This is a genomic window from Glaesserella australis, assembly GCF_003260095.1.
GTDB classification, from domain to species: domain Bacteria; phylum Pseudomonadota; class Gammaproteobacteria; order Enterobacterales; family Pasteurellaceae; genus Glaesserella; species Glaesserella australis.
The window spans coordinates 125,936-150,655 of record NZ_PTPX01000014.1; the positions used below are offsets into that span (position 1 = coordinate 125,936).

At 43.1% G+C, this 24,720-nt stretch carries 14 protein-coding genes, 1 pseudogene and 1 CRISPR repeat array; of the genes and pseudogenes, 11 read left to right on the forward strand and 4 right to left on the reverse strand.

What is annotated here, in order from left to right:
* Nucleotides 1-178: 178 nt before the first annotated feature.
* The 8 genes from cas5c to C5N92_RS07525 all read left to right on the forward strand — a co-directional run bounded on the left by cas5c (nucleotide 179) and on the right by C5N92_RS07525 (nucleotide 15,329).
* Nucleotides 179-823 carry a type I-C CRISPR-associated protein Cas5c gene (cas5c, locus tag C5N92_RS07490; protein WP_111750225.1) on the forward strand — a complete coding sequence of 215 codons (645 nt, stop codon included), beginning with the start codon at nucleotides 179-181 and terminating at the stop codon, nucleotides 821-823.
* A complete protein-coding gene (cas8c, locus tag C5N92_RS07495; protein WP_111750226.1) occupies nucleotides 820-2,628 on the forward strand; it encodes a type I-C CRISPR-associated protein Cas8c/Csd1 in 1,809 nt (602 codons plus the stop codon). The genes cas5c and cas8c overlap by 4 nt, the downstream gene beginning before the upstream one ends.
* Before the next feature lie 11 nt (nucleotides 2,629-2,639).
* Nucleotides 2,640-3,491 (forward strand): type I-C CRISPR-associated protein Cas7/Csd2, encoded by an 852-nt coding sequence (gene cas7c / locus C5N92_RS07500; protein WP_111750227.1) that lies wholly within the window; start codon nucleotides 2,640-2,642, stop codon nucleotides 3,489-3,491.
* A 59-nt stretch (nucleotides 3,492-3,550) separates the two neighbouring features.
* Nucleotides 3,551-4,156: a CRISPR-associated protein Cas4 gene (gene cas4 / locus C5N92_RS07505; RefSeq protein WP_111750228.1), complete on the forward strand. Its 606-nt coding sequence runs from the start codon at nucleotides 3,551-3,553 to the stop codon at nucleotides 4,154-4,156.
* Between the two features lie 190 nt (nucleotides 4,157-4,346).
* Complete coding sequence (locus C5N92_RS07510; protein ID WP_255409128.1) at nucleotides 4,347-5,963, forward strand: ATP-dependent nuclease; 1,617 nt, start codon at nucleotides 4,347-4,349, stop codon at nucleotides 5,961-5,963.
* An 85-nt stretch (nucleotides 5,964-6,048) separates the two neighbouring features.
* A complete protein-coding gene (cas1c, locus tag C5N92_RS07515) occupies nucleotides 6,049-7,062 on the forward strand; it encodes a type I-C CRISPR-associated endonuclease Cas1c (RefSeq protein WP_111750229.1) in 1,014 nt (337 codons plus the stop codon).
* 82 nt (nucleotides 7,063-7,144) lie between these two features.
* Nucleotides 7,145-7,438 (forward strand): CRISPR-associated endonuclease Cas2, encoded by a 294-nt coding sequence (gene cas2, locus C5N92_RS07520; protein WP_111750230.1) that lies wholly within the window; start codon nucleotides 7,145-7,147, stop codon nucleotides 7,436-7,438.
* 176 nt (nucleotides 7,439-7,614) lie between these two features.
* Nucleotides 7,615-14,514: direct repeats of the CRISPR family, unit length 32 nt; unit sequence GTCGCTCCCCACGCGGGAGCGTGAGTTGAAAC.
* Between the two features lie 230 nt (nucleotides 14,515-14,744).
* Nucleotides 14,745-15,329, forward strand: a complete 585-nt coding sequence (locus C5N92_RS07525; protein WP_111750231.1) for a Maf family protein — start codon at nucleotides 14,745-14,747, stop codon at nucleotides 15,327-15,329.
* Here the strand turns inward: C5N92_RS07525 and holA are convergent.
* The 3 genes from holA to leuS form a co-directional block, all read right to left on the reverse strand.
* Entirely contained in the window at nucleotides 15,322-16,344 is a 1,023-nt protein-coding gene (gene holA / locus C5N92_RS07530) for a DNA polymerase III subunit delta (RefSeq protein WP_111750337.1), read from the reverse strand. The genes C5N92_RS07525 and holA overlap by 8 nt on opposite strands.
* A 4-nt stretch (nucleotides 16,345-16,348) precedes the next feature.
* Nucleotides 16,349-16,843 (reverse strand): LPS-assembly lipoprotein LptE, encoded by a 495-nt coding sequence (locus C5N92_RS07535; protein WP_111750232.1) that lies wholly within the window; start codon nucleotides 16,841-16,843, stop codon nucleotides 16,349-16,351.
* A gap of 93 nt (nucleotides 16,844-16,936) precedes the next feature.
* Nucleotides 16,937-19,522: a leucine--tRNA ligase gene (gene leuS / locus C5N92_RS07540; protein WP_111750233.1), complete on the reverse strand. Its 2,586-nt coding sequence runs from the start codon at nucleotides 19,520-19,522 to the stop codon at nucleotides 16,937-16,939.
* 312 nt (nucleotides 19,523-19,834) lie between these two features.
* Here leuS and thrS point away from each other — a divergent pair, with 312 nt between their 5' ends.
* Nucleotides 19,835-21,766, forward strand: a complete 1,932-nt coding sequence (gene thrS, locus C5N92_RS07545) for a threonine--tRNA ligase (RefSeq protein WP_111750234.1) — start codon at nucleotides 19,835-19,837, stop codon at nucleotides 21,764-21,766.
* A gap of 59 nt (nucleotides 21,767-21,825) precedes the next feature.
* On the opposite strand, the gene C5N92_RS07550 is transcribed toward thrS, so the two are convergent.
* Nucleotides 21,826-23,034: a tetratricopeptide repeat protein gene (locus tag C5N92_RS07550; protein WP_111750235.1), complete on the reverse strand. Its 1,209-nt coding sequence runs from the start codon at nucleotides 23,032-23,034 to the stop codon at nucleotides 21,826-21,828.
* Nucleotides 23,035-23,341: 307 nt separating this feature from the next.
* Here C5N92_RS07550 and C5N92_RS07560 point away from each other — a divergent pair, with 307 nt between their 5' ends.
* Together C5N92_RS07560 and C5N92_RS07565 are read left to right on the forward strand one after the other, a co-directional pair.
* Nucleotides 23,342-24,190 carry a viperin family antiviral radical SAM protein gene (locus tag C5N92_RS07560; protein WP_111750237.1) on the forward strand — a complete coding sequence of 283 codons (849 nt, stop codon included), beginning with the start codon at nucleotides 23,342-23,344 and terminating at the stop codon, nucleotides 24,188-24,190.
* Between the two features lie 37 nt (nucleotides 24,191-24,227).
* Nucleotides 24,228-24,452: pseudogene (locus C5N92_RS07565) on the forward strand (His/Gly/Thr/Pro-type tRNA ligase C-terminal domain-containing protein); the annotation flags it as partial.
* Nucleotides 24,453-24,720 lie beyond the last annotated feature (268 nt).

Sequence of the window (24,720 nt, forward strand, 5' to 3'; positions counted from 1 at the left end):
TTTGGGCTGGTCAATATAGCACCATGGTTTCAACACACAGTCAGAGATGACTGATTTTACTATTATTAGTAAGTCTTATATTTTAACAAAAATTTGTCGAAATAAAAATTTCGTCAATCATTGACAATACTGTTGGAGTTTTTTAATATAGCTCCATGGAAATCATTAAGGAGGGTATATGAGTTTTATCATAGAAATTAGCGGCGATCTGGCTTGTTTCACCCGCCCAGAATTGAAGGTGGAGCGAGTTAGCTATCCTGTAATTACACCTTCAGTCGCGCGTAATATCTTGATGGCTATTCTGTGGAAACCGGCTATTCGTTGGCGTGTTTTAAAGATAGAAATTTTGAAACCAATTCAATGGGTTAGTATTCGCCGCAATGAGGTCGGTATAAAAATGAGTAACCGTAGTCAAGGTATGTACATTGAAGATAACCGCCAACAACGGGCTTCTATGTTATTGCGTGATGTTGCCTACCGTATCCATGCTGACTTTGATATGACAAACGAAGCGGGTGAAGGAGATAATCGCACTAAATTTGTCGAAATGTTTAAACGCCGTGCCAGTAAAGGGCAATATTTTCATCAGCCGTATTTAGGTTGTCGTGAATTTCCTTGCCATTTTAGATTGCTTGAAAAAGCGGAAGACGGTTTGCCACGCGAAGACATTACTCAAAATTTCGGCTTTATGCTCTATGACATGGATTACAGCAAATCTGCCCCGCACGATTCCAATAATGCCGAGCCGATGTTTTATGAGTGTAAAGCAGTTAATGGCGTAATTATAGTGCCGCCAGTCGATAGCGAGGAGGTGAAGCGATGATTTTACAAGCATTGACGCATTATTATCAACGTAAATCAAATGCTGGGGGAGATGTTGCTCCTGAAGGGTTTGAATTTAAAGAACTTCCTTTTGTGATTGTGATTGATGAGCAGGGGCGGTTTATTGCCCTTGAAGATACACGAGAGCAAGTCGCTAAAAAGAAAATTGGACGTAAATTTTTGGTGCCTAAAGGTTTGGGGCGTAGTGGTGCTAAGTCCTATGAAGTGAGCAATATTTTGTGGGATCACTATGGCTATGTGCTGGGTGTCGCAAAAGAAGTAGAGAGCATTGCTAAAAAAACACCTGAGCAAATTGCTGATGAACAAACCAAAAATCAGATTTTGGCAGACAATCAACATCAAAGTTTTATTAAAAAAGTAGATGAATTGCTTCAAGCGCTTCCAAGCGATAAAGGCATTGTGGCTGTTAAAGCATTTTTGGCAAACACAGATGAGATTGTTAAGGTTACCCAGTCTGAAAATTGGTCTGAGTGCTTTAAAACCAAAGGGTGTAACTTAAGTTTTCGTTTGGTAAGCGAAGTGCGCGATTTAATCTGCCAGTCCAAAGCATTACAAACCTATCTGTCGGATAAAAAAGGCGATAAGTCGGAAAATAGCCAAGTAGGTATTTGTTTAGTAACAGGTAAAAAGACAAATATTGCTCGCTTGCACAATCCCGTCAAAGGTGTCAATGCTAAACCTGCGCCATTTGCTTCGGTAAATTTGGCTGCATTTGAGTCTTATGATAAACAGCAAGGTTTTATTTTCCCTGTGGGCGAGCAGGCAATGTTTGAGTACACCACGGCCTTGAATATGCTCTTAGATAGCGACAATCGCTTTCGTATTGGTGATGTGACAGCCGTGTGCTGGGCTGAAAAACCTACGCCGCTTGAGAGTAAGATGTCACTGATGATGAACGGGGGTGGTAAAGACAACCCAGATGCACATATTGAAGAAGTGAAATTGCTTTATAAAAGCCTATATAACGGCAAATATCAAGAGCCTAACGCCAAAGATAAATTTTATCTGCTTGGCTTGTCGCCTAATTCCGCTCGGATTGTGGTGCGATTTTGGCATGAAACCACGGTTGCAGAATTGTCGGAAAATATTGCCAAATGGTATGACGATTTACAAATAATTCGTGGTGAAAAATCGCTTTATCCTGAATTTATGCCATTACCACGTTTGTTGGGGAATCTAGTGCTTGACGGCAAATTGGATAATTTACCATCGGATTTGATTGCAACCGTGACACAAAGTGCCTTAAGCAACCAGCCCCTGCCAGTTAGCCTTCTGCAACTTGCTTTACGTCGTAATAAAGCTGAGCAAAAAATTACCTATGGACGTGCTTGTTTAATTAAAGCCTATTTAAATCGTGCTGTCCGTACAGGTAGATTAAAAACTACAAAGGAGATTACCATGAGTTTAGATAGAGAAAGAAGTGACATTGGTTATGTTCTAGGGCGTTTATTTGCTGTTTTAGAAAAAGCGCAAAGCGAAGCCAATCCATCACTAAACGCCACCATTGGCGACCGCTATTTCGGTTCGGCAAGTAGCACACCGATTGCCGTGTTTGGCACTTTAATGCGTTTATCGCCCCATCATTTGAGTAAGCTAGAACATGAAGGTCGCGCTGTACATCTAAAATGGGAAATTGGACAAATTTTAGAGAAATGCCAAAAATTCCCCAGCCATCTTAATTTGGAGCAACAAGGTTTATTTGCCATCGGCTATTACCATGAAACCCAATTTTTGTTTACCAAGGAAGCTTTAAAAACCCTTTTTAACCAAGCGAAATCTGCTTAAGGAGCAATAAAATGACTATTGAAAAACGTTATGACTTTGTCTTTTTGTTTGATGTACAAGATGGTAACCCTAACGGTGACCCCGACGCAGGAAACTTGCCACGCATTGATCCCGAAACGGGCATGGGCTTGGTAACTGATGTTTGCTTAAAACGCAAAGTACGTAATTTTGTACAAATGACCCAAAGCCCTGAAACACACGATATTTTTATTCGTGAAAAAGGTATTTTAAATAACCTAATTGATGACTCCCACGAACAAGATAGTGTTAAAAATAAAGAAAAAGGTGAGAAAACTGAAGCGGCTCGCCAATATATGTGCGCTCGTTATTATGATGTTCGTACCTTTGGTGCAGTTATGACCACCGGCAAAAATGCAGGTCAAGTGCGTGGTCCAGTTCAACTTACTTTTTCACGCTCTATCGATCCGATTATTACATTAGAGCATTCTATTACTCGTATGGCAGTAACTAATGAAAAAGATGCTAGTGAAACGGGGGATAATCGTACCATGGGGCGCAAATTCACCGTTCCTTATGGTTTGTATCGTTGCCACGGCTTCATTTCCGCTCACTTTGCCAAACAAACCGGTTTTTCCGATGAAGATTTGGAGTTGTTCTGGCAAGCTTTGATCAATATGTTCGATCACGATCATTCCGCAGCCCGCGGGCAAATGAATGCACGTGGTTTGTATGTATTTGAACATAGTAATAGCTTGGGTGACGCTCCTGCTGATAGCCTGTTTAGACGTATTTTTGTTTCTAAAAAAGAAGGCGTAGATTCTGCCCGCAGTTTTGATGACTATAGTGTAGCGGTGGACGATAAAGATTTGGGAGCAACAAAACTATATCGTAAATTAGGTTAATCAAGTGCTTATTTGCAAAATTTTCAGCAAATCAAACCGCTTGTAAGAGAGTGTCATCCATGCGTATGATTTCGCTCTCCGCCTTACAGCACTATGCCTTTTGCCCACGCCAATGCGCGTTAATTCATAACGAACAGGTGTGGGCAGAAAACTATTTGACTGCTCAAGGTAGGGCGTTGCACGAGCGAGTGGACAGTGGCGAGCCTGAAACTCGCAAGGGCGTTCGCTTTGAGCGTAGTGTTCACGTTGCTGCCGAGCAACTTGGGCTAAGTGGGGTGCTGGATATGGTGGAGCATGACCTAAAAACAGGCGAGTTAAAACCTGTGGAATATAAGCGTGGCAAGCCTAAGCCTGAACCCTTTGATGAAATCCAACTGTGTGCTCAAGCCTTGTGCTTAGAAGAGATGACAGGGCAGACCATCAACGAAGGAGCATTATGGTATATGCAAACCCGCCACCGCCTGCCTGTGGTGTTTTCAGCTGAGTTGCGAAAACGTACGCTAGATGTTATCAAAAGCGTACGAGCGTTACTTGACAGCGGACAAACTCCACCCCCTGAGTATGCCAAACGCTGTAAGGCGTGTTCCTTGATTGAGCTTTGCCAACCGAAGTTGTTGGGGAAGGATAGGTCAGTGGGGTATGTGGCGGGGTTGTTTGGGGGGTAAAATATTAAAACTCTTTTTTGCTTTGAGAAATTTATAAGGAAAACCATATGAAGATTAGAACAATTGAAATTAGAAACTGGCGTTCTATTAAAGAACTCAAAATTTCAGCGCAGGATTTAATGATTATTATCGGTCAAAATAATCAGGTAAATCTAATTTACTTTCTTCTATTTTATTCTTTTTTGGTGAAATTAAGCATCAAGATTTAGATTTTTCACAAGGAGCGCAAGAGCTTTTTGTGGAAATAGAATTTGCTGAACTGGATGAACAAGACAAAAAAACATTTGAAAAATATTTAACCCAACAAGAAACACTTAGAGTTAGAAAAACTGCTTATTTAAACGGTAGTTTTGAATACAAAGGTTGGGTGCAAAATTGTTCAGAAGACTATTTAAAAGAAGAGAATGCAGGGAGTTATACAAATAGAGAAACGGCTAATAGCTTACCTTTCTATCGGCATTTACCAACAACAGGAAGATTAACTAAACAAAATATTATTGATGCGCAACAAAAATATATTCAAGAAAATTTCTCTAACCTTTCGTTTAGTTATGAGTTAGAAGCAACTAATTTTATGGGGGCAAAATCTGTTGCCAAAGGAATTTTTGGAGATGTTTATTTCTTACCGGCAATAAAGAATGCTGCTGATGATTTTACATCAAAAGATACTAGTATTTTTGGGAAACTATTGGGAGAGGTTGTAGAAGCCATGTCGCAACATAATTCTGACTGGCAGGGAACGAAACAACAATTAACAAATTTATTTTCTAAATTCAGTAAATATATTGATGGTGTAGAAAATACCAATCGGCCGGAGCAACTATCTAACTTGGAAGATGAGTTATCAAAAGAATTATCATCTTGGAATGCGCATTTTGATATTGAATTGAACGCTCCTGATATTGATACAGTTTTGAAATCAAACGCTTCTGTATGGATTAACGATGGAACGAGAACGGATATTGCACGAAAAGGTCATGGTTTGCAACGTGCTGTAACGATTGCACTTATTCAGTTAATTGCAAAACGCCAATCGCAAGCTACAAATAATACTGAAACTACTAATCGGGTAGCATCTAAATCTCGTTATTTTATTTTTGAAGAGCCTGAATTGTATTTACATCCACAGGCTCAAAGATCATTATTTGATAGCTTTATAAATTTATCTGAAACTAGCAGTCAAGTTATTTTATGTACACATTCTAGTAATCTTATCAATATAGATAAATATAAATCTATTTATATTGTTAAAAAGGAAAATGAACAAGCTGGTAGCAAGGTAACTCAATGTGAAGAAGATTTATTTGATGGAAACCAAAAAAATGAATGGAATTTGTCCTATTGGATTAATCCTGATAGAGGAGAGTTGTTTTTTGCTGAAAAAGTAATTTTAGTAGAAGGGCAAACTGACAAAGTTATTATTTCTGCATTGGCAGATAAATTAGGTGTTTTTAAATATAGTTATACTATTATTGATTGTGGTTCAAAACAGAATATCCCTTTGTATATTAGATTGTTAAACAAATTTGGCATTCCATATGTTGCCGTATATGATAAAGATCATCAAGAACATAAACAATCAAAACCACAAGCAATCGAAGCTGCTGATTCTGCTACAAAAGCAATTGTAGATGAAGTTATTGAAGGATTGGGTATAGCAGTTGAACTAGTCAATGATATAGAAGAAGAGCTTGGTTATACGAGCGATACATCAGGGAAACCATTTAAAGCATTACAACATATTAAATCGGATGATTTCAAATTTTCAGAAAGCTTTTCTGAAAAGATTAGAAAAATTTATGAATAGTAGGTGTAGGATGTGTGTATTAGGTGCACATATATTGACGGGTTATATACTTTAAATCATTAAAATACACAATAGAGTCTCCCAAATGCGTAAACTTCAAAACACACTCTATATCACCACCCAAGGCAGTTATTTACATAAAGAGCGTGAAACCTTGGTGGTGGAGCAAGACCGTAAGAAGGTAGCACAATTGCCTGTGCATTCTATTGGGCATATTTTTTGTTTTGGTAATGTGTTGGTGTCGCCGTTTTTGATGGGCTTTTGTGGTGAAAATAATGTCAATTTGGCATTTTTTACTGAAAATGGGCGGTTTTTGGGGCGGCTGCAAGGGCGACAAAGTGGCAATGTGCTACTAAGACGCGCTCAATATCGATTATCCGAACAAAATCCTGTGCCGATTGCTCGCCATATCATCGCTGCCAAAATCCAAGCATCAAAACGAGTACTCCAGCGACGACTGCGCAATCACGGTGAGCAAGCAGAAGTTGAACAAGCAATTAATGCCTTAAATATCAGCTTAAATCAGCTTAAGCGGGCAGATAATTTGGACGTGATTCGTGGGATTGAAGGCGAAGCTGCGGCGCATTATTTTAGTGTATTTGGGTATTTGCTCAGCGAAGGTTGTGGCTTTACGTTTTCAGGGCGAAATCGTCGCCCGCCACGAGATGAAATCAATGCTTTGTTATCACTGTTATACAGCATTCTTGGCAAGGATATCAGCGGGGCTTTGCAAGGTGTAGGGCTTGATCCGCAAGTGGGCTTTTTGCACGCTGACCGCCCGGGGCGCGACAGTTTGGCGCAGGATATTTTGGAAGAATTTCGTGCGTGGTGGGTGGATAGAATGGTGCTGTCGCTGATTAACCGTGGGCAAATCAAACTGCAAGATTTTACCACTGAAGCCAGTGGTGCAGTCAATCTCAAACCTGAAACCCGCAAGCTACTTTTCCAAACACTTCAAGCCAAAAAACAAGAGAAAATTATCCACCCATTTTTACAAGAAGAAGTGGAAATCGGTTTACTGCCATATATCCAAGCGATGTTGTTAGCCCGCCATTTACGTGGTGACTTGGCGGAGTATCCCCCATTTTTGATGAAATAAACGGACAAGCGGTCAGTTTTCGGCAAAAATTTGCAAATTTTAAGAAAAAAGCACCCGGCTGTAAGATGTTTAAGGAGAGAATATGTTGATGTTAGTTACCTATGATATTTCTTTTGATGACCCCGAAGGGCAAGCTAGACTGCGTCGTATCGCTAAACATTGTCTTGATTATGGCGTGCGAGCGCAGTATTCGGTGTTTGAATGTGATGTTACCCCAGACCAGTGGGTCAAGCTCAAACAAAAATTATTAGAAACTTACAATCCTGAAAGCGATAGCTTGCGATTCTACCATTTGGGCAGCAAGTGGCGAAATAAGGTCGAACACCACGGCGCAAAACCTGCGGTGGATGTGTTTAAAGATGTGCTTATTATCTAACGCTAACCTGTGGTTCTCATCAAAATACAGTAAGGTTAGCGAAAAGCTAACCCATTGAGTTCTTTAACAATTGAAATAACTTATTGAATTTCTTAGAATAGAAATGTTTTCATGGCGATAGCTTAGCGATTTTGCTTATCTATCTCCTTGAAAATACTGCCATTTTCATAATGGCAGTCGCTCCCCACGCGGGAGCGTGAGTTGAAACACATCACCGCCGGATACCCAGATCCCATTTTGCGGGTCGCTCCCCACGCGGGAGCGTGAGTTGAAACCCATTTTTTACCACCGGTCAAAAAGGGGGGTGACTTGTCGCTCCCCACGCGGGAGCGTGAGTTGAAACTTCAAAAGACAAGCAACCTGCGGTGTAAGTGTTAGTCGCTCCCCACGCGGGAGCGTGAGTTGAAACGCCTGCCACGTCAAAACGCCTGCGGTTATGGCTATGTCGCTCCCCACGCGGGAGCGTGAGTTGAAACTTATGTTTTTAAATTAAAATAGGAGAAAAAAAAATGGTCGCTCCCCACGCGGGAGCGTGAGTTGAAACACCGCAGATAAAGCGTTGAAGTGGGTGGTGGGTAGTCGCTCCCCACGCGGGAGCGTGAGTTGAAACTGGATTGCTACGCCTTACGATATGGGCGATCCACCGTCGCTCCCCACGCGGGAGCGTGAGTTGAAACACAGTGGGGTAATTTGTCGTAAACCTGATGGTGAAGGTCGCTCCCCACGCGGGAGCGTGAGTTGAAACCACGCCACCCAATTCTTTGAGCAGCAAATTGGTCGTCGCTCCCCACGCGGGAGCGTGAGTTGAAACGGGTAGGTCGCTTTCTTCAAAAGACAAGCAACCTGTCGCTCCCCACGCGGGAGCGTGAGTTGAAACTGCTAACGCCCTGCGGTTGTTAGACTAAAAAAGCCAGTCGCTCCCCACGCGGGAGCGTGAGTTGAAACATAATGGTGTCCGTTCTTCTATTTTGACCGCTGAAAGTCGCTCCCCACGCGGGAGCGTGAGTTGAAACAAATAAAACTAGTATTAAACCTGAAGAAAAGAAATCGTCGCTCCCCACGCGGGAGCGTGAGTTGAAACTATAAGTGAGTTACTACCATGAAGGGCTTTTAGTAGTCGCTCCCCACGCGGGAGCGTGAGTTGAAACTATCGACTTTTCATTTCTAGAGTTAAATTCTCTGTCGCTCCCCACGCGGGAGCGTGAGTTGAAACATCTTCTGAAGCATATTTCGGATCAGCTAATAATGGTCGCTCCCCACGCGGGAGCGTGAGTTGAAACAATTATGACTAGACAAAGATTGAAAATCATCCAATGTCGCTCCCCACGCGGGAGCGTGAGTTGAAACTGTTGTCGTTCAGCCTCCATCGCATCATAAACCGTGTCGCTCCCCACGCGGGAGCGTGAGTTGAAACTGCAACTTATACATAGCTCTAGCCACGTTTTCAGAGTCGCTCCCCACGCGGGAGCGTGAGTTGAAACAGTATCGTCAGGAACACCAGGAGCACAGACCTCCGCGTCGCTCCCCACGCGGGAGCGTGAGTTGAAACAAGGTGATGAGCAATGCTATTTTGCTCAGACAGCTCGTCGCTCCCCACGCGGGAGCGTGAGTTGAAACTCCACCTCGGTTTCTGCATTTAGCATTTTATCCCACGTCGCTCCCCACGCGGGAGCGTGAGTTGAAACTTTATAATGCAATCACTTTCTAGGAAGAACTTTGTGTCGCTCCCCACGCGGGAGCGTGAGTTGAAACAATGCGAATAGCGTCACGAGCCTTTGTTTTTGGCGGGTCGCTCCCCACGCGGGAGCGTGAGTTGAAACTAGGGAACACTAGGAAGAACTTTGTAACAATAACTGTCGCTCCCCACGCGGGAGCGTGAGTTGAAACTATTCCGAAGTCAAAGCTTTATTTGCTACTGATGAGTCGCTCCCCACGCGGGAGCGTGAGTTGAAACTATCTAGCCAATAGGCTATAAGGATCAATATATGTCGCTCCCCACGCGGGAGCGTGAGTTGAAACCCGCTCGCTCGCCACGCCACGAAACCACGCAATCACGTCGCTCCCCACGCGGGAGCGTGAGTTGAAACTAGGCGGTTTATCGTTGCTTGCATTGTTGCAGTAGTCGCTCCCCACGCGGGAGCGTGAGTTGAAACCCTACAATGTACTCACTTTCTAGGGAATACTAGGAGTCGCTCCCCACGCGGGAGCGTGAGTTGAAACTGTTTTTCGTACCAAGTGCGACAAAATCCACAAAAGTCGCTCCCCACGCGGGAGCGTGAGTTGAAACTTATAATGTGATCACTTTCTAGGGAACACTAGGAGTCGCTCCCCACGCGGGAGCGTGAGTTGAAACACTGGGTAAAGCCGGTGCAAGCCGTGACCCATCGTCGCTCCCCACGCGGGAGCGTGAGTTGAAACATTTTTATCAATGTTCGACGGTGTGAGGAATACAAGTCGCTCCCCACGCGGGAGCGTGAGTTGAAACTGAAAAAGGAAAGTATCCTTACACTTGGGCTATGTGTCGCTCCCCACGCGGGAGCGTGAGTTGAAACAAGGAAATTATACTCGTTAATTCGGCGACTAATCCGTCGCTCCCCACGCGGGAGCGTGAGTTGAAACCAACAATCTCAATCACTCGCTCCACGTCATCGACGTCGCTCCCCACGCGGGAGCGTGAGTTGAAACAGATCTAAGATTATCTAGATCTTGCATTACATTAGGTCGCTCCCCACGCGGGAGCGTGAGTTGAAACTAGGGAACACTAGAAAGCAATCATTATCTAGTAACGTCGCTCCCCACGCGGGAGCGTGAGTTGAAACAAAAGAAATAGTATCTGTTGTCTATGGTGATCAGGCGTCGCTCCCCACGCGGGAGCGTGAGTTGAAACACCAATAATGTCCCACGTTCAAAGGCACTAACCTGTCGCTCCCCACGCGGGAGCGTGAGTTGAAACGTCTCTTTGAGTTAGTTTAATATCTCGTGGTGGCGTCGCTCCCCACGCGGGAGCGTGAGTTGAAACCACATTATTAACCACGATGGCATAAAAGTTGTATGTCGCTCCCCACGCGGGAGCGTGAGTTGAAACCGTCATAAAACCCTGCAAGTTGTGTACCATCAACAGGTCGCTCCCCACGCGGGAGCGTGAGTTGAAACAATAAACACAGGTATTACGCTTACGAAGAATAACAGTCGCTCCCCACGCGGGAGCGTGAGTTGAAACACTCAAACGGAAGTGCTTTTAACTGAAATGAATGGTCGCTCCCCACGCGGGAGCGTGAGTTGAAACTTTAATGAAGCTGATGACGCATTAACAAAAGCGTGGGTCGCTCCCCACGCGGGAGCGTGAGTTGAAACTGTACGCTGTGTGACAGGGTTATATACCTGAGCGTCGCTCCCCACGCGGGAGCGTGAGTTGAAACCACGCTAAACGTAAGCTCATCATCAGGATCCATCGTCGCTCCCCACGCGGGAGCGTGAGTTGAAACTAGGGAACACTAGAAAGGATAATCTAACAGTAACGTCGCTCCCCACGCGGGAGCGTGAGTTGAAACGCTACAAAGTGATTGCGTGGATTTTGTGATTTAGTGAGTCGCTCCCCACGCGGGAGCGTGAGTTGAAACACTTTTTCGCCGTATATTTCAACGGCGATCTCTTTGTCGCTCCCCACGCGGGAGCGTGAGTTGAAACTTTATAATACAATCAAGTTTTAGGGAATACTAAAGTCGCTCCCCACGCGGGAGCGTGAGTTGAAACCAATCTTTGCTATTTAGCTCTTTCATTGAAAAAGTGTCGCTCCCCACGCGGGAGCGTGAGTTGAAACCCATCGTGGGCGAGAATCAATAGATGATGAGCGAGAGTCGCTCCCCACGCGGGAGCGTGAGTTGAAACAGGATTGCGAAGTTTTGCAGAATTAACACCGCTGTCGCTCCCCACGCGGGAGCGTGAGTTGAAACCATGGGTCCGATATAACCAATAAATAACAGTTTTGTCGCTCCCCACGCGGGAGCGTGAGTTGAAACATCACGAGCTAAATTCAGCTCACCAGCAAGGCTCGTCGCTCCCCACGCGGGAGCGTGAGTTGAAACCTTTGTTGGCTAGAAAAAGAAGATGGCAAGATGGAGTCGCTCCCCACGCGGGAGCGTGAGTTGAAACTATTTATTATTTAGTCTCTCTTGAGCAATGTCGAGTCGCTCCCCACGCGGGAGCGTGAGTTGAAACCTTTGCGTGTTTGTGGTGAATACCAAAGGCGAGTGTCGCTCCCCACGCGGGAGCGTGAGTTGAAACATTTGAACCCATTTAGCGAAATACTTTGGCGTTGTCGCTCCCCACGCGGGAGCGTGAGTTGAAACGTATGGTTCGTGCCACCTAATAATCTTATGATTAGGTCGCTCCCCACGCGGGAGCGTGAGTTGAAACTACCGATGACTTACTTAAACTAAAAGCCCAAGTCGTCGCTCCCCACGCGGGAGCGTGAGTTGAAACTACGCCCATACGGTTAGCACTCTCGTCTAGCAATGGTCGCTCCCCACGCGGGAGCGTGAGTTGAAACTCGAATGGGCGAAAGAAGCTGACGAAGCAGATGTTGTCGCTCCCCACGCGGGAGCGTGAGTTGAAACCAACCGAGCGTAGCACGCAAAAGCCGTTATAACCCGTCGCTCCCCACGCGGGAGCGTGAGTTGAAACCCTAAATTCGCTAAACTAGGCGATACGGCTTTTGTCGCTCCCCACGCGGGAGCGTGAGTTGAAACGTTTATGACGGCTTAAAAACAATGCGTAAACGTAGTCGCTCCCCACGCGGGAGCGTGAGTTGAAACTTCATAGTTTTAACCTTATAAATTTTCTTGTACGTCGCTCCCCACGCGGGAGCGTGAGTTGAAACAAGGCATTGCTAAACGTATGGAAAAAGCGAAAGAGTCGCTCCCCACGCGGGAGCGTGAGTTGAAACAGGTTTGATGTTATCAAATGCACAATTATCTATTAGTCGCTCCCCACGCGGGAGCGTGAGTTGAAACTTTCTCACGACCTAAAGCAATCACATCTTGCGTTGGTCGCTCCCCACGCGGGAGCGTGAGTTGAAACGTTGCAGATCGCCCATCACTAGCAAGAATGTACAGGTCGCTCCCCACGCGGGAGCGTGAGTTGAAACTTATTATTAGGTAAAACCAATAATATATTTAGTGCGTCGCTCCCCACGCGGGAGCGTGAGTTGAAACGATTGAATAGACACCGCCCAACGCTTTTACAAGTTGTCGCTCCCCACGCGGGAGCGTGAGTTGAAACCGATAAGGCGTTGTTTGTTTAAAAGCTCGTATGCGTCGCTCCCCACGCGGGAGCGTGAGTTGAAACATCATCAGGTTTAGCCCCTTTAGTTGGAATAGTTAGTCGCTCCCCACGCGGGAGCGTGAGTTGAAACTACACTTCTAAAGCGTTGGAATGAATATAGAGGAGTCGCTCCCCACGCGGGAGCGTGAGTTGAAACTCTTAAACGCTCTCTATCAAAAAGGCGTTTCTTGGTCGCTCCCCACGCGGGAGCGTGAGTTGAAACATATAAGCACGAACGGCTTTATCCATTTCGATGGCGTCGCTCCCCACGCGGGAGCGTGAGTTGAAACATCTTTTAGAGAGTGGTAAAAATGGCATTAAGTGGTCGCTCCCCACGCGGGAGCGTGAGTTGAAACCCTGCTCTCAAAAAGCAATCCACAACGGTTATCTCAGTCGCTCCCCACGCGGGAGCGTGAGTTGAAACAATAAAAGGAAACCCTATGTACAACAAAATAATCAGTCGCTCCCCACGCGGGAGCGTGAGTTGAAACCGCCTTTACCACTTGGATAAAGCGAATTCGCAAGGTCGCTCCCCACGCGGGAGCGTGAGTTGAAACATCAATGTCTGCACCTGTTTCTGCGCTTAAACCTGTTGCTCCCCACGCGGGAGCGTGAGTTGAAACCGCTCAGCCACGGCGTCCGTGTCAATCCATTTGTCGTCGCTCCCCACGCGGGAGCGTGAGTTGAAACACTAAAAAACACTAAAAACAAAACCATAAAAAATAGTCGCTCCCCACGCGGGAGCGTGAGTTGAAACCAGCGCAAACTTGCGAAGGAAATCCCCTACGGCGGTCGCTCCCCACGCGGGAGCGTGAGTTGAAACAAAACTGGGTATTTGAAGAAGTCCTACCGCAAATCGTCGCTCCCCACGCGGGAGCGTGAGTTGAAACGATTTGCGTAATCTTTTCAGTTTTGGATGCATCATGTCGCTCCCCACGCGGGAGCGTGAGTTGAAACTTGGTAAAGTTGGTACATTTGCTCGCTATTGTGAGTCGCTCCCTTCACGGGAGCGTGAGTTGAAACTCATTTATGTTTTATCCTAAGTATTTTGATAAATGTCGCTCCCTTCACGGGAGCGTGAGTTGAAACGGTATATCAGGTACAGGCAAATCACGTTTTGTGGTCGCTCCCTTCACGGGAGCGTGAGTTGAAACCATAAACACAAAATAATTCATCAACAAAACGCCCCGTCGCTCCCTTCACGGGAGCGTGAGTTGAAACATTGTAGGGCATAACGGGATTGGGGTGATTTTGGGGTCGCTCCCTTCACGGGAGCGTGAGTTGAAACAAGCCATAAACGCTTCGCTTCGCGGTAGCTGTGCTCGTCGCTCCCTTCACGGGAGCGTGAGTTGAAACCAACTGCTGACGAATTTCAAGGGGTGTGACGTTGGTCGCTCCCCACTCGGGAGCGTGAGTTGAAACGTTTGAGTTCAGATATTTCTTTGTCTGTTATTTTGTCGCTCCCCACGCGGGAGCGCGAGTTGAAACTGATTAAGTCAATAAAGACCATAGATTAGTTCCCGGTCGCTCCCTTCACGGGAGCGTGAGTTGAAACACCAATACGCATCACAAAATCATCAACACTGGCGGTCGCTCCCTTCACGGGAGCGTGAGTTGAAACACTATTTGCAACAGGGGTTGGATCTTGCTCATTATGTCGCTCCCTTCACGGGAGCGCGAGTTGAAACCAACAGCTTTACTATTGGCTCGCTTTCAAGGGCTGTCGCTCTCCACACGGGTGCGTGAGTTGAAACGCTCAAAATAACTATTTCTGCCCAAAGCTAATGCGTTGCTTCCTACGAGAGAGCGTAAATTGAAACTAATTTAAGCTAGCTTTTATAGATAATCCAAACTTCTATTCAGAGAGATAAATTGAAATATACTAAAGTTTCTTATTTATTTTTAGTAGACTTGTTAATTTACTTTTTTTCTGTAAATCGGATAAGATTCTATTAAGGCAAATTAATTTCAGGAATAAATATAAATGGATCAGCTTTATCTCGCATCGAACAGTCCACGTCGTTGGGAATTGTTGCAACAAATTGGTTTACAACCGATTAAAATAGAGAGTGAAATTGATGAGACGCCTTTGATAAATGAAGACGCAAAGTCGTACTGTTTACGCATTGCTTTGGAAAAAAATAAGGCAGCACAAGGGGTGAGATCTCACAAAAATCTTGCAAATTTACCTATTTTAACGGCAGATACGACGGTTTCTGTCGATCATCAAATTCTAGGAAAACCACTAGATCAAGCTGATGCATATCGAATGTTAAAATTGCTTTCAGGAAGAACTCATCAAGTATTTACTGCAGTATGTGTGAGTGTCAATGGTCAGACGTTTTCGGATATTCAAACAAGTCATGTTGAATTTAAAATGCTAACTGATGAAGAAATTTGGTCATATATTAAGACAAATGAGCCGATGGATAAGGCTGGGGCTTATGGAATTCAAGGTTTAGGTGGCATTTTTATTAGGCATTTATCAGGAAGCTTTACGGGCGTAATGGGCTTGCCTATTGCTGAAACTGCAATATTACTACAAAAATGTGGTATAAAAGTTATTTAAATAGTGTACCAAATCGCTCAAATGCTTGCCAACTATCATCACTAAACTCTTGTTTGACTTGCTTTTCTAGCTCCGCTAGTGATTGGATAAGTTTGTAGAGTTTATTGTAAGTTAAGCGAGAGACAGCTGTTTGATACAAGTTACGACGGTTTTGCCACACTTTCAAGCGGTCAAATTCTGCACGTAAATTACCATTATATAACGATTGATGGCTGTTTAGCACAGGTTGCGGGCAACGTGTCATTTCCAGTAAGAGTAGTAACTCTTTTTGTACGATACGCAGTAGCACCACAGGTTGTACTTCTTCATTTTGTAAATGATGTAGTACTCTTGATGCTCGGGTGAACTTGCCTTCAAGCAATGCATCGATCCATTGAAATGGAGTAAACTGTGCCGATTGTTCAATCACTTCTTTGGCTCGATTTAAGCCGATTTTCTGTTCGGGATAACGCAGTTGTAGCATTTGCAACGCTTGCTTTAATGCCAGTAAATTTCCCTCGTAGCTGTAGCAGAATAATTGAATAGCTTCGGGATCAAGTTGTAGCTCCATTGCTTTGGCTCGATGTTGTAACCAAATCGGCAGTTTGCTGATGTCGGGAGTTTGGCAGTTGATCAGTAGAGCGTTATTCAACTGGATAAACCAGCCTTGCTTTTCCATTGTTTTGGTCAGTTTGGGCTGATGTAAAATGAAGATCAGATCTGAATGTGAAAACGCTAGCAGTTCGGCTAACTGCTTTTGTTGAGCAACAGTGAGATTTTCAGGCAGATTGAGTACCAGAATTTGACGGTTGAAAAATAAGCCGTTGGACTGTACGAGATCGAACAGCATATCCCATTGGGTATCGTTGGCAATCGTAAATTCCTGCTTTTCATCAAAATCGTGCAAACGACCCGCTTGTACGATCTGATCTTTAGCTTCGCCGATCAAGAGCAGATCTTGCCCTGTCAGTAAATAAAAGGGCTGTAAGCCTTTACTGAGAGCCGTTGATAATCCCTCTGAGAAAATGCGTTGTATCATCTTATTTGTCTTGAGCCAGTGCTTTTTGTAAGCCTGCTACTTTGATAAGTAGTTGGCGAGATGCTTGGTCATACATTTGGCGCATAATAGATTCTTTCTCTTCTGATTTTGCTAATGCAGCACGAGAGTCATCGAAGAAGGTACGGTGTACGCTTGTTTCAATTGGATATGAACCTTTGTTTGGAACCGTTACTGTTGCTTTTACCGTTAAACTTAAGATTTTTTCAGCTTCACGGGCTTGTTTAAAAACAGACGCAACACGTGAGCTACTTTCCGTTGAATTTAAGCGTAAATTGGCAACTTGTGCTGATTTTGGCACAATATTGATATTAGTCAGTAGCATCTCATTTCTTAGTGCTCGAGACATATCACTGTACTGATCTGCGCTTTCAAAGCTTAGTGTGCGTAATTCTTCAGGGAACAATTCACTATTTTTAAAATGCCAACCACAAGCGGTTAGAAACAGCACAAAAACAAGAGAGAGTTTTTTTAACATAAGACACCTTCGCTATTTTTATATTGTAGGGTGGGTTTTGACCCACCACATAGCAATGTAAATGTTGAACGGTGGGTTAAAACCCACCTTACATTATGCCTTAACGGCAAAACTCAACATCTTAAACGGCACGTAGATCTCTTTGACAATCTCTACCCCTTCAAGATATTTTGCGACATTTTCATCGGCTTTCGCAATGGCTTTGACTTCATCTTCCGTTGCAGTCGCAGATACAGTGATTTTACCACGTACTTTGCCGTTTACTTGCACCACAACCAGTTTTTCATCTTCTACCATCGCACTTTCATCTGCAACAACCCAAGGGGCGAAATCAATAGCGCCTTCATTACCAAGAGCTTGCCACAATTCAAAGCAGATGTGTGGCGTGATTGGGTAAAGCATACGAATCACCGCATTTAACGCTTCTGCCATTACCGCCTTATCTTGATCGTTTGCAAGCGGTGCTTTAGTGAGTTTATTCATCAACTCCATAATCGCTGCAATCGCGGTGTTAAAGGTTTGACGGCGACCAATGTCATCGCTCACTTTGGCAATGGTTTTGTGGACATCACGGCGTAAATCTTTTTGCTCTTTGCTTAATACAGTCGGATCTAACGCCACAGTCGCAGGGGCTTGGGCATATTCGTATGCCAAGTTCCATAAACGGCCTAAGAAACGCTTCGCCCCTTCCACGCCCGATTCTTGCCATTCCAACGTCATTTCCGCAGGGGACGCAAACATCATAAACAGACGCACCGTGTCCGCACCGTATTTTTCCACCATTTCTTGCGGGTCGATACCGTTGTTTTTCGATTTCGACATTTTGGTCATACCGCTGTGAACCAGCTCACGCCCCTCTTTGTCCACCGCTTTGATGATACGTCCTTTTTCATCACGCTCAACGGTCACTTCCGTTGGTGAAACCCAAATACGTTCGTTGGTTGGGCTAGTGTAGTAGTAAGCGTCCGCTAGCACCATACCTTGACAGAGCAATTTTTCGGTTGGTTCATCGCTGGTCACAAAGCCAGCATCACGCAACAATTTATGGAAGAAACGGAAGTAGAGCAAATGCATCGTGGCGTGTTCAATACCGCCGATATATTGATCCACAGGCAACCAGTAATTCGCTTCGTCTTTGTCCAACATACCTTGCTGATATTGCGGAGACGCATAGCGTGCGTAGTACCAAGACGACTCCATAAAGGTGTCGAAAGTATCTGTTTCTTTCAAGGCTGGCTGACCGTTGTAAGTGGTTTTCGCCCATTCAGGATCGGCTTTGATCGGGCTTTTCACGCCGTCCATTACCACATCTTCAGGCAACACCACAGGTAAATCTTGTAGCGGAACCGTCACGGTTTCGCCATTTTCAAGGGTGAGCATTGGAATTGGCGCTCCCCAGTAACGTTGGCGAGAAACGCCCCAGTCACGCAAGCGGTAATTCACTTGACGCTTACCGATCCCCATTCCCTCTAATTTATCTGCGATGCCATTAAATGCACCGTCAAAATCTAAACCGTTAAATTCCGCAGAATTAATCAGTTTGCCGTGTTCGGTGAAGGCTGCTTTTGAGAAATCCCACTCGCTATGATCAAGCGGTGCGATTACCTGCTTAATTGGCAAATTGTATTTTTGTGCGAATTCAAAATCGCGCTCATCGTGAGCAGGCACTGCCATTACCGCCCCTGTGCCGTAGTGCATCAACACGAAGTTCGCAACCCAAACTGGCACTTCTTCGCCTGTCAATGGGTGAATAGCGAACAAGCCTGTCGCCATGCCTTTTTTCTCCATTGTGGCAATATCTGCTTCGGCAACTTTGGTGTTTTTCGCTTCTTGAATAAATGCCGCCAACGCTGGATTGTTCTCTGCCGCAAGGGTAGCTAACGGATGAGCCGCCGCCACAGCCACATAGCTTACGCCAAAAAAGGTATCAGGGCGAGTGGTGTAAACTGATAAAGTCTGATCCACATCTTTGATTTTAAAGGTAATTTCTACCCCTTCAGAACGACCGATCCAGTTGCGTTGCATGGTTTTTACTTGATCTGGCCATTGTGGTAAGTTATCTAAGCTGTTTAATAATTGCTCCGCATAATCGGTGATTTTGATAAACCACTGCGGAATTTCTTTTTGCTCCACAGGGGTATCACAACGCCAGCAACAACCTTCGTGAACCTGCTCATTCGCCAACACCGTTTCATCATTCGGACACCAGTTCACCGTAGAAGTCTTTTTATACACTAAACCTTTTTTGTACAACTCAGTAAAGAACCACTGCTCCCATTTGTAGTATTCAGGCTTACAGGTTGCAATTTCACGATCCCAGTCAAAACCAAAACCTAATAACTTGAGCTGACCTTTCATATATTCAATATTTTCATAGGTCCATTTGGCTGGGGCAGTTTTATTTTTTACTGCCGCACCTTCCGCCGGCAAGCCGAATGCATCCCAACCCATTGGTTGCAACACATTTTTGCCGTTCATACGTTGATAGCGAGAAACCACATCGCCGATGGTGTAGTTACGCACGTGTCCCATATGTAGACGACCTGACGGATACGGGAACATCGATAAACAGTAATATTTCGGCTTGCTTTCGTCTTTAATGGCTTTGAATACTTTATTTTCAGCCCAATACTGCTGTACTTTAGGCTCAATCGCACTCGGATTGTATTGTTGTTGCATGATTTTTAACCTTCAAAATTTGTCGAAAAAATTGTGGTATAGGATAGCGTAAAAATGGGATTTTTTGAAATGAAAGCGGTGGAATATATGCTATTTTTCACAAAATTGTGCCTTAAGCTGAATATTTACTTTTTTTATGCTAAAATTCGTCCGCTTTTCCGTCCGCCCATTTGTGAGGGCGAGTGAAGCAACTTGCAAAAAAATTTGAAAAACTGACCGCTTGCAAGCGGTCTTTTGTTTTGAAAAATTTACCAATTTATTTAAATCAACAAGTCACCTTTCGTATGGGTGACCACTGTATAAGGATTAACAATGCCAATTATTACTTTACCTGATGGCTCACAACGCCAATTCGATAACCCCGTTTCCGTAATGGAAGTTGCTCAATCTATCGGTGCTGGGCTTGCCAAAGCGACCATTGCAGGCCGTGTAAACGGTGAACGCCGTGATGCGTCTGACATTATCAGCGAAGATGCAACCCTTGAAATCATCACCGCAAAAGATGAAGACGGTTTAGAGATTATCCGTCACTCAACGGCTCACTTGCTCGGTCACGCAATCAAACAGCTTTTCCCCAATGTGAAAATGGCAATCGGCCCGACCATTGACAACGGTTTCTATTACGACATTGATTTAGACCGCTCTTTAACCCAAGAAGATATTGATGCGTTAGAAAAACGTATGTTAGAGCTGGCGAAAACCAATTATGACGTGGTGAAAAAACGTGTGAGTTGGCAGGAAGCAAGAGATACTTTTGAAAGCCGTGGCGAAACCTACAAAATGGCGATTTTGGACGAGAACATCAGTAAAGATGACCGCCCAGCCCTTTATCATCACGAAGAATATATTGATATGTGCCGTGGTCCACACGTGCCGAATATGCGTTTTTGCCATCATTTCAAACTACAAAAAGTGGCAGGGGCTTACTGGCGTGGCGACAGCAAAAACAAAATGTTGCAACGTATCTACGGTACAGCGTGGGCAGATAAAAAACAACTTGCCGACTATTTACACCGTTTAGAAGAAGCAGCAAAACGTGACCACCGTAAAATCGGTAAAGCGTTGGATTTATACCATATGCAAGAAGAAGCACCGGGTATGGTGTTCTGGCACAATGACGGCTGGACGATCTTCCGTGAGCTTGAAACTTTCGTGCGTACCAAATTAAAACAGTACGATTACCAAGAAGTGAAAGGTCCATTTATGATGGATCGTGTGTTGTGGGAAAAAACAGGTCACTGGCAAAACTACGGCGATATGATGTTCACTACTCAATCAGAAAACCGTGAATATGCGATTAAGCCGATGAACTGCCCAGGACACGTTCAAATCTTCAATCAAGGCTTGAAATCTTACCGTGATTTACCAATTCGTATGGCGGAATTTGGTTCTTGCCACCGTAACGAGCCATCAGGTTCTTTACACGGCTTAATGCGTGTGCGTGGCTTTACCCAAGATGATGCCCATATTTTCTGTACTGAAGATCAAATTCAGCAGGAAGTAACAGGCTGTATCAAAATGGTTTACGATATTTACAGCACATTTGGCTTTACCGATATTTATGTGAAACTTTCAACTCGCCCCGAAAAACGTATCGGTTCAGATGAAATTTGGGATCGCGCGGAAGCAGACTTAGCGGAAGCATTAAAAGCCAATGGCTTAGCTTACGAAATCCAAGAAGGCGAAGGCGCATTCTACGGGCCGAAACTCGAGTTTGCGTTGCGTGATAGTTTAGATCGTGAATGGCAATGTGGTACGGTACAAGTGGACTTCTCATTACCGGGTCGCTTAGATGCGTCTTATGTGGCGGAAGATAATTCACGCCGCACGCCTGTAATGATCCACCGTGCGATTTTAGGCTCAATCGAGCGTTTCATTGGGATCATCACCGAAGAATACGCAGGTTTCTTCCCAGCGTGGTTAGCCCCAACGCAAGCGGTCGTGATGAACATCACCGACAGCCAAGCAGACTATGTGCAACAAGTGGTAAAACAACTTTCAGATGCAGGTATCCGTGTTAAAGCAGACCTACGCAACGAAAAAGTCGGTTTCAAAGTGCGTGAACATACCTTACGCCGTGTGCCGTATATGCTCGTTTGTGGCGACAAAGAGATCACCGAAGGCAAAGTGTCCGTGCGTACCCGTAAAGGTGCGGATTTAGGCACATACAAAGTCGAAGAGTTTGTGGAAATCTTAAAAGCACAGATTCGTGGACGTGAGTTGAAATTGCTTGGGGAAGAGTAGTTCTCTATAGTAAATTGCAAAAAATCAGTAAAAAAGCACCGCTTGTTGCGGTGCTTTTTTTATGAAATCAATGCATTGAGTACAGTAGGCTTTACGGGATTATTTATACGATCATAATGTGAGTTTCTCTCGATACTCATCAATTTTTCTGGGGTTAAATTCATCATTTGATATATGGGTGTCAATATATTTAGATTATTGTCATCCGTTTTTTCAATGAGTTCTATTAACATTTTAAAGTACTTAATAAGATATATTTTAGATTTCTCTATATCTTGGACAGAAATTTCTGTTCTATACAAATAGGATAAGGTCATATATATAAAAGCAGTATATTCATTTATTGGTTCATCTACTATTATTTTATCATAAATGTTAATTGCTTCTTTCACATTTTTATTTACACCTATGCCATTAGCGTACGCAAAAGCTAGATTCAGTTTACCTTCTAAATTACCTAACTTACTTGATTTCTCAGTATATTCAAAGAATTTATCCAAATTCTTAGGTACACCTTTTCCTTCGTAATAACAATAAGCTAGCTTATTTAAAGCGAGATCAAAATCTAAATCGGCTGATTTTTGATAGTATTTAAAGGATTTATTTTCATCACAAGGGATCTCTCCAGTTTCATATTCATAAATAATACCAAGTTGATATAGTGCTATTTCATCTCCTTCAGAAGCAGCTTGTTCATAAAGTTTGAGTGCTGTTTTTACATTTCTAATGCTATTTTTTCCAAAATAGTAGTAATAATGTGCAAGTGTAGTTATTGCTTCTTTTTTATTTCTTTCAGCATAATATTCGACTTCTTTTAAAGCTTTCTCTTCAAACCAATTCCAGAGCTTCTCAGATGAATTAGCAATCGCATCTTTATTAAATTTACGGTAATTTTCAATATTGTACTCAGCAATATTTCCAATATAGGTAATTTCTTTTTGGATATCAAGGTTTAATATTTCGCAGATTTTTCTTACAGATATTTTTTTCTTATCTACAGATAGATCTTTGTGAATAGTAATCTCACCTTGTTCTTTCCTCTGCATTGATTTTTTTAGATTACTTGCAAAATTCTTGATATGACTCTTTTCTTCATCTTCCGTATAGGATTCTTCTTCAGCTATATAAGCAAGATAGATTTTCTTTGCTAAATCTGACAATGATATGTAATGTTCATTACTGTATTTTTGAATAGCTTCAAAATATTTTGCATTACTGCTTGTTTTTTCAACATTGTCCCCGTTTTTTTCCTCAGTTGTCACTTTCATATTGTTACCCTTGTGTTTGTAGATAGACCATATCTACATATGGATTGTATGCTAAAAATCAAGAGTAGGAGAAAGTTATGTGTACTAAGTACAGCTCAAACAAAGATATAAATCAACTAATCAAAGGGTTAGTTAAAGTGGGATGGTGGTTTCATCGGAGATCAAAGCATAGTGAGCTTTGGTCTCCTGATAGAAAGCAACGTATTTTTATTTCAGTTAGTCCTAGCGATAAGCGAGCTTATATGAAATTGAAAAGTAATCTAAGAAGAATAGGATTTATAGTTGAGCGTTAATTTGGAGAGTAGTGATGAAAGAATTAGTTGTTAATTGGCATATTACAGAAGTTTGTAATTTTAAATGTCAGTATTGCTTTGCTAAATGGGATAAATCTTGTAAAAGAGAATTGTTTCGCGATCGTGAGAAAATCTATGATTTATTAGATCAAGTATCACTTTTACTTACTCAATTCAGTGGTTTTTATAAAATTAGGCTAAATCTAGTTGGGGGAGAAATATTTTTATATCCTGAAGATGTTAAAATTATTTCTATAGAAGCTAGAAAAAGAGGTGTGAGTTTATCCTGTATTACCAATGGAAGTTTGATGAATGAGTATATTAATAAATTTATTGCAAAAAATTTTGATATGTTGGGGGTTAGTGTCGATTCTATTAATGATATTACTAATATAGAAATTGGTAGAGAGACAAAAGGAAAAGCTATTGATCTTGCTAAGATTGTGGACGGTATTTCTGATATTAGAAAGATAAATCCAAATATTTCAATAAAAATTAATACGGTAGTGAATAAACTAAATTATCGTGAATATATGGGGGATTTTATTTCTTCAGTTTTACCTGACAAATGGAAAGTATTCAAAATGTTACCTATTATTAATTCTTATTTGGATATTGATGATATACAATTTAATCATTTTTTAATTTCACATCAAAAGTTTGGAGATATAATTAGTTCAGAAAATAATGATGAGATGACACAATCATACTTGATGATAGATCCGTTAGGTAGATTTTTCCAAAATCAACCTAATGAACTAGGTTATATTTATAGTCAGCCAATACTGAAAGTTGGGATAATTAATGCATTGAAGGAAATTCACTTCGATGCAGAAAAATTTTGCAAGCGATACAAGACTTAATTTCTTAAGTGTTGAATATTTGTTAAATATCAACAGCCAAGCAGACCTACGTAACGAAAAAGTCGGCTTCAAAGTGCGTGAACACACCTTACGCCGTGTGCCATATATGCTTGTTTGTGGCGACAAAGAAATCACTGAAGGTAAAGTCTCAGTGCGTACCCGTAAAGGTGCAGATTTAGGCACATACAAAGTCGAAGAGTTTGTGGAAATCTTAAAAGCCCAAATTCGTGGACGTGAGGTGAAATTGCTTGGGGAAGAGTAGTTCTCTATTGTAAATTGCAAAAAATCAGTAGAAAAGCACCGCTTGTTGCGGTGCTTTTTTTCGATATTATGTAGTAGTTGCACAAAACTCAGAAAAGCTTGTAGGGGCGGGGTTTATCCCCGCCCGAAATAACATCCAATAGTTAGCGGGCGGGGATAAACCCCGTCTCTACGATGTCTTTGTGCAACTGCTACATAATACCGGTTTGTAGATATTATTACATCTTAAAACTATCTTTGGCTTATGGTGAAAAATTGCTATATCTTAA

What these genes read in the sequence shown, in the direction of transcription:
- cas2 (WP_111750230.1), top strand. Translation starts at nt 7,145, where the DNA reads ATGTTGATGTTAGTTACCTATGATATTTCTTTTGATGACCCCGAAGGG.
- C5N92_RS07525 (WP_111750231.1), top strand. Translation starts at nt 14,745, where the DNA reads ATGGATCAGCTTTATCTCGCATCGAACAGTCCACGTCGTTGGGAATTG.
- C5N92_RS07535 (WP_111750232.1), bottom strand. Translation starts at nt 16,843, where the DNA reads ATGTTAAAAAAACTCTCTCTTGTTTTTGTGCTGTTTCTAACCGCTTGT.
- C5N92_RS07560 (WP_111750237.1), top strand. Translation starts at nt 23,342, where the DNA reads ATGAAAGAATTAGTTGTTAATTGGCATATTACAGAAGTTTGTAATTTT.
- thrS (WP_111750234.1), top strand. Translation starts at nt 19,835, where the DNA reads ATGCCAATTATTACTTTACCTGATGGCTCACAACGCCAATTCGATAAC.
- cas4 (WP_111750228.1), top strand. Translation starts at nt 3,551, where the DNA reads ATGCGTATGATTTCGCTCTCCGCCTTACAGCACTATGCCTTTTGCCCA.
- cas7c (WP_111750227.1), top strand. Translation starts at nt 2,640, where the DNA reads ATGACTATTGAAAAACGTTATGACTTTGTCTTTTTGTTTGATGTACAA.
- cas5c (WP_111750225.1), top strand. Translation starts at nt 179, where the DNA reads ATGAGTTTTATCATAGAAATTAGCGGCGATCTGGCTTGTTTCACCCGC.
- leuS (WP_111750233.1), bottom strand. Translation starts at nt 19,522, where the DNA reads ATGCAACAACAATACAATCCGAGTGCGATTGAGCCTAAAGTACAGCAG.
- cas8c (WP_111750226.1), top strand. Translation starts at nt 820, where the DNA reads ATGATTTTACAAGCATTGACGCATTATTATCAACGTAAATCAAATGCT.
- C5N92_RS07550 (WP_111750235.1), bottom strand. Translation starts at nt 23,034, where the DNA reads ATGAAAGTGACAACTGAGGAAAAAAACGGGGACAATGTTGAAAAAACA.
- cas1c (WP_111750229.1), top strand. Translation starts at nt 6,049, where the DNA reads ATGCGTAAACTTCAAAACACACTCTATATCACCACCCAAGGCAGTTAT.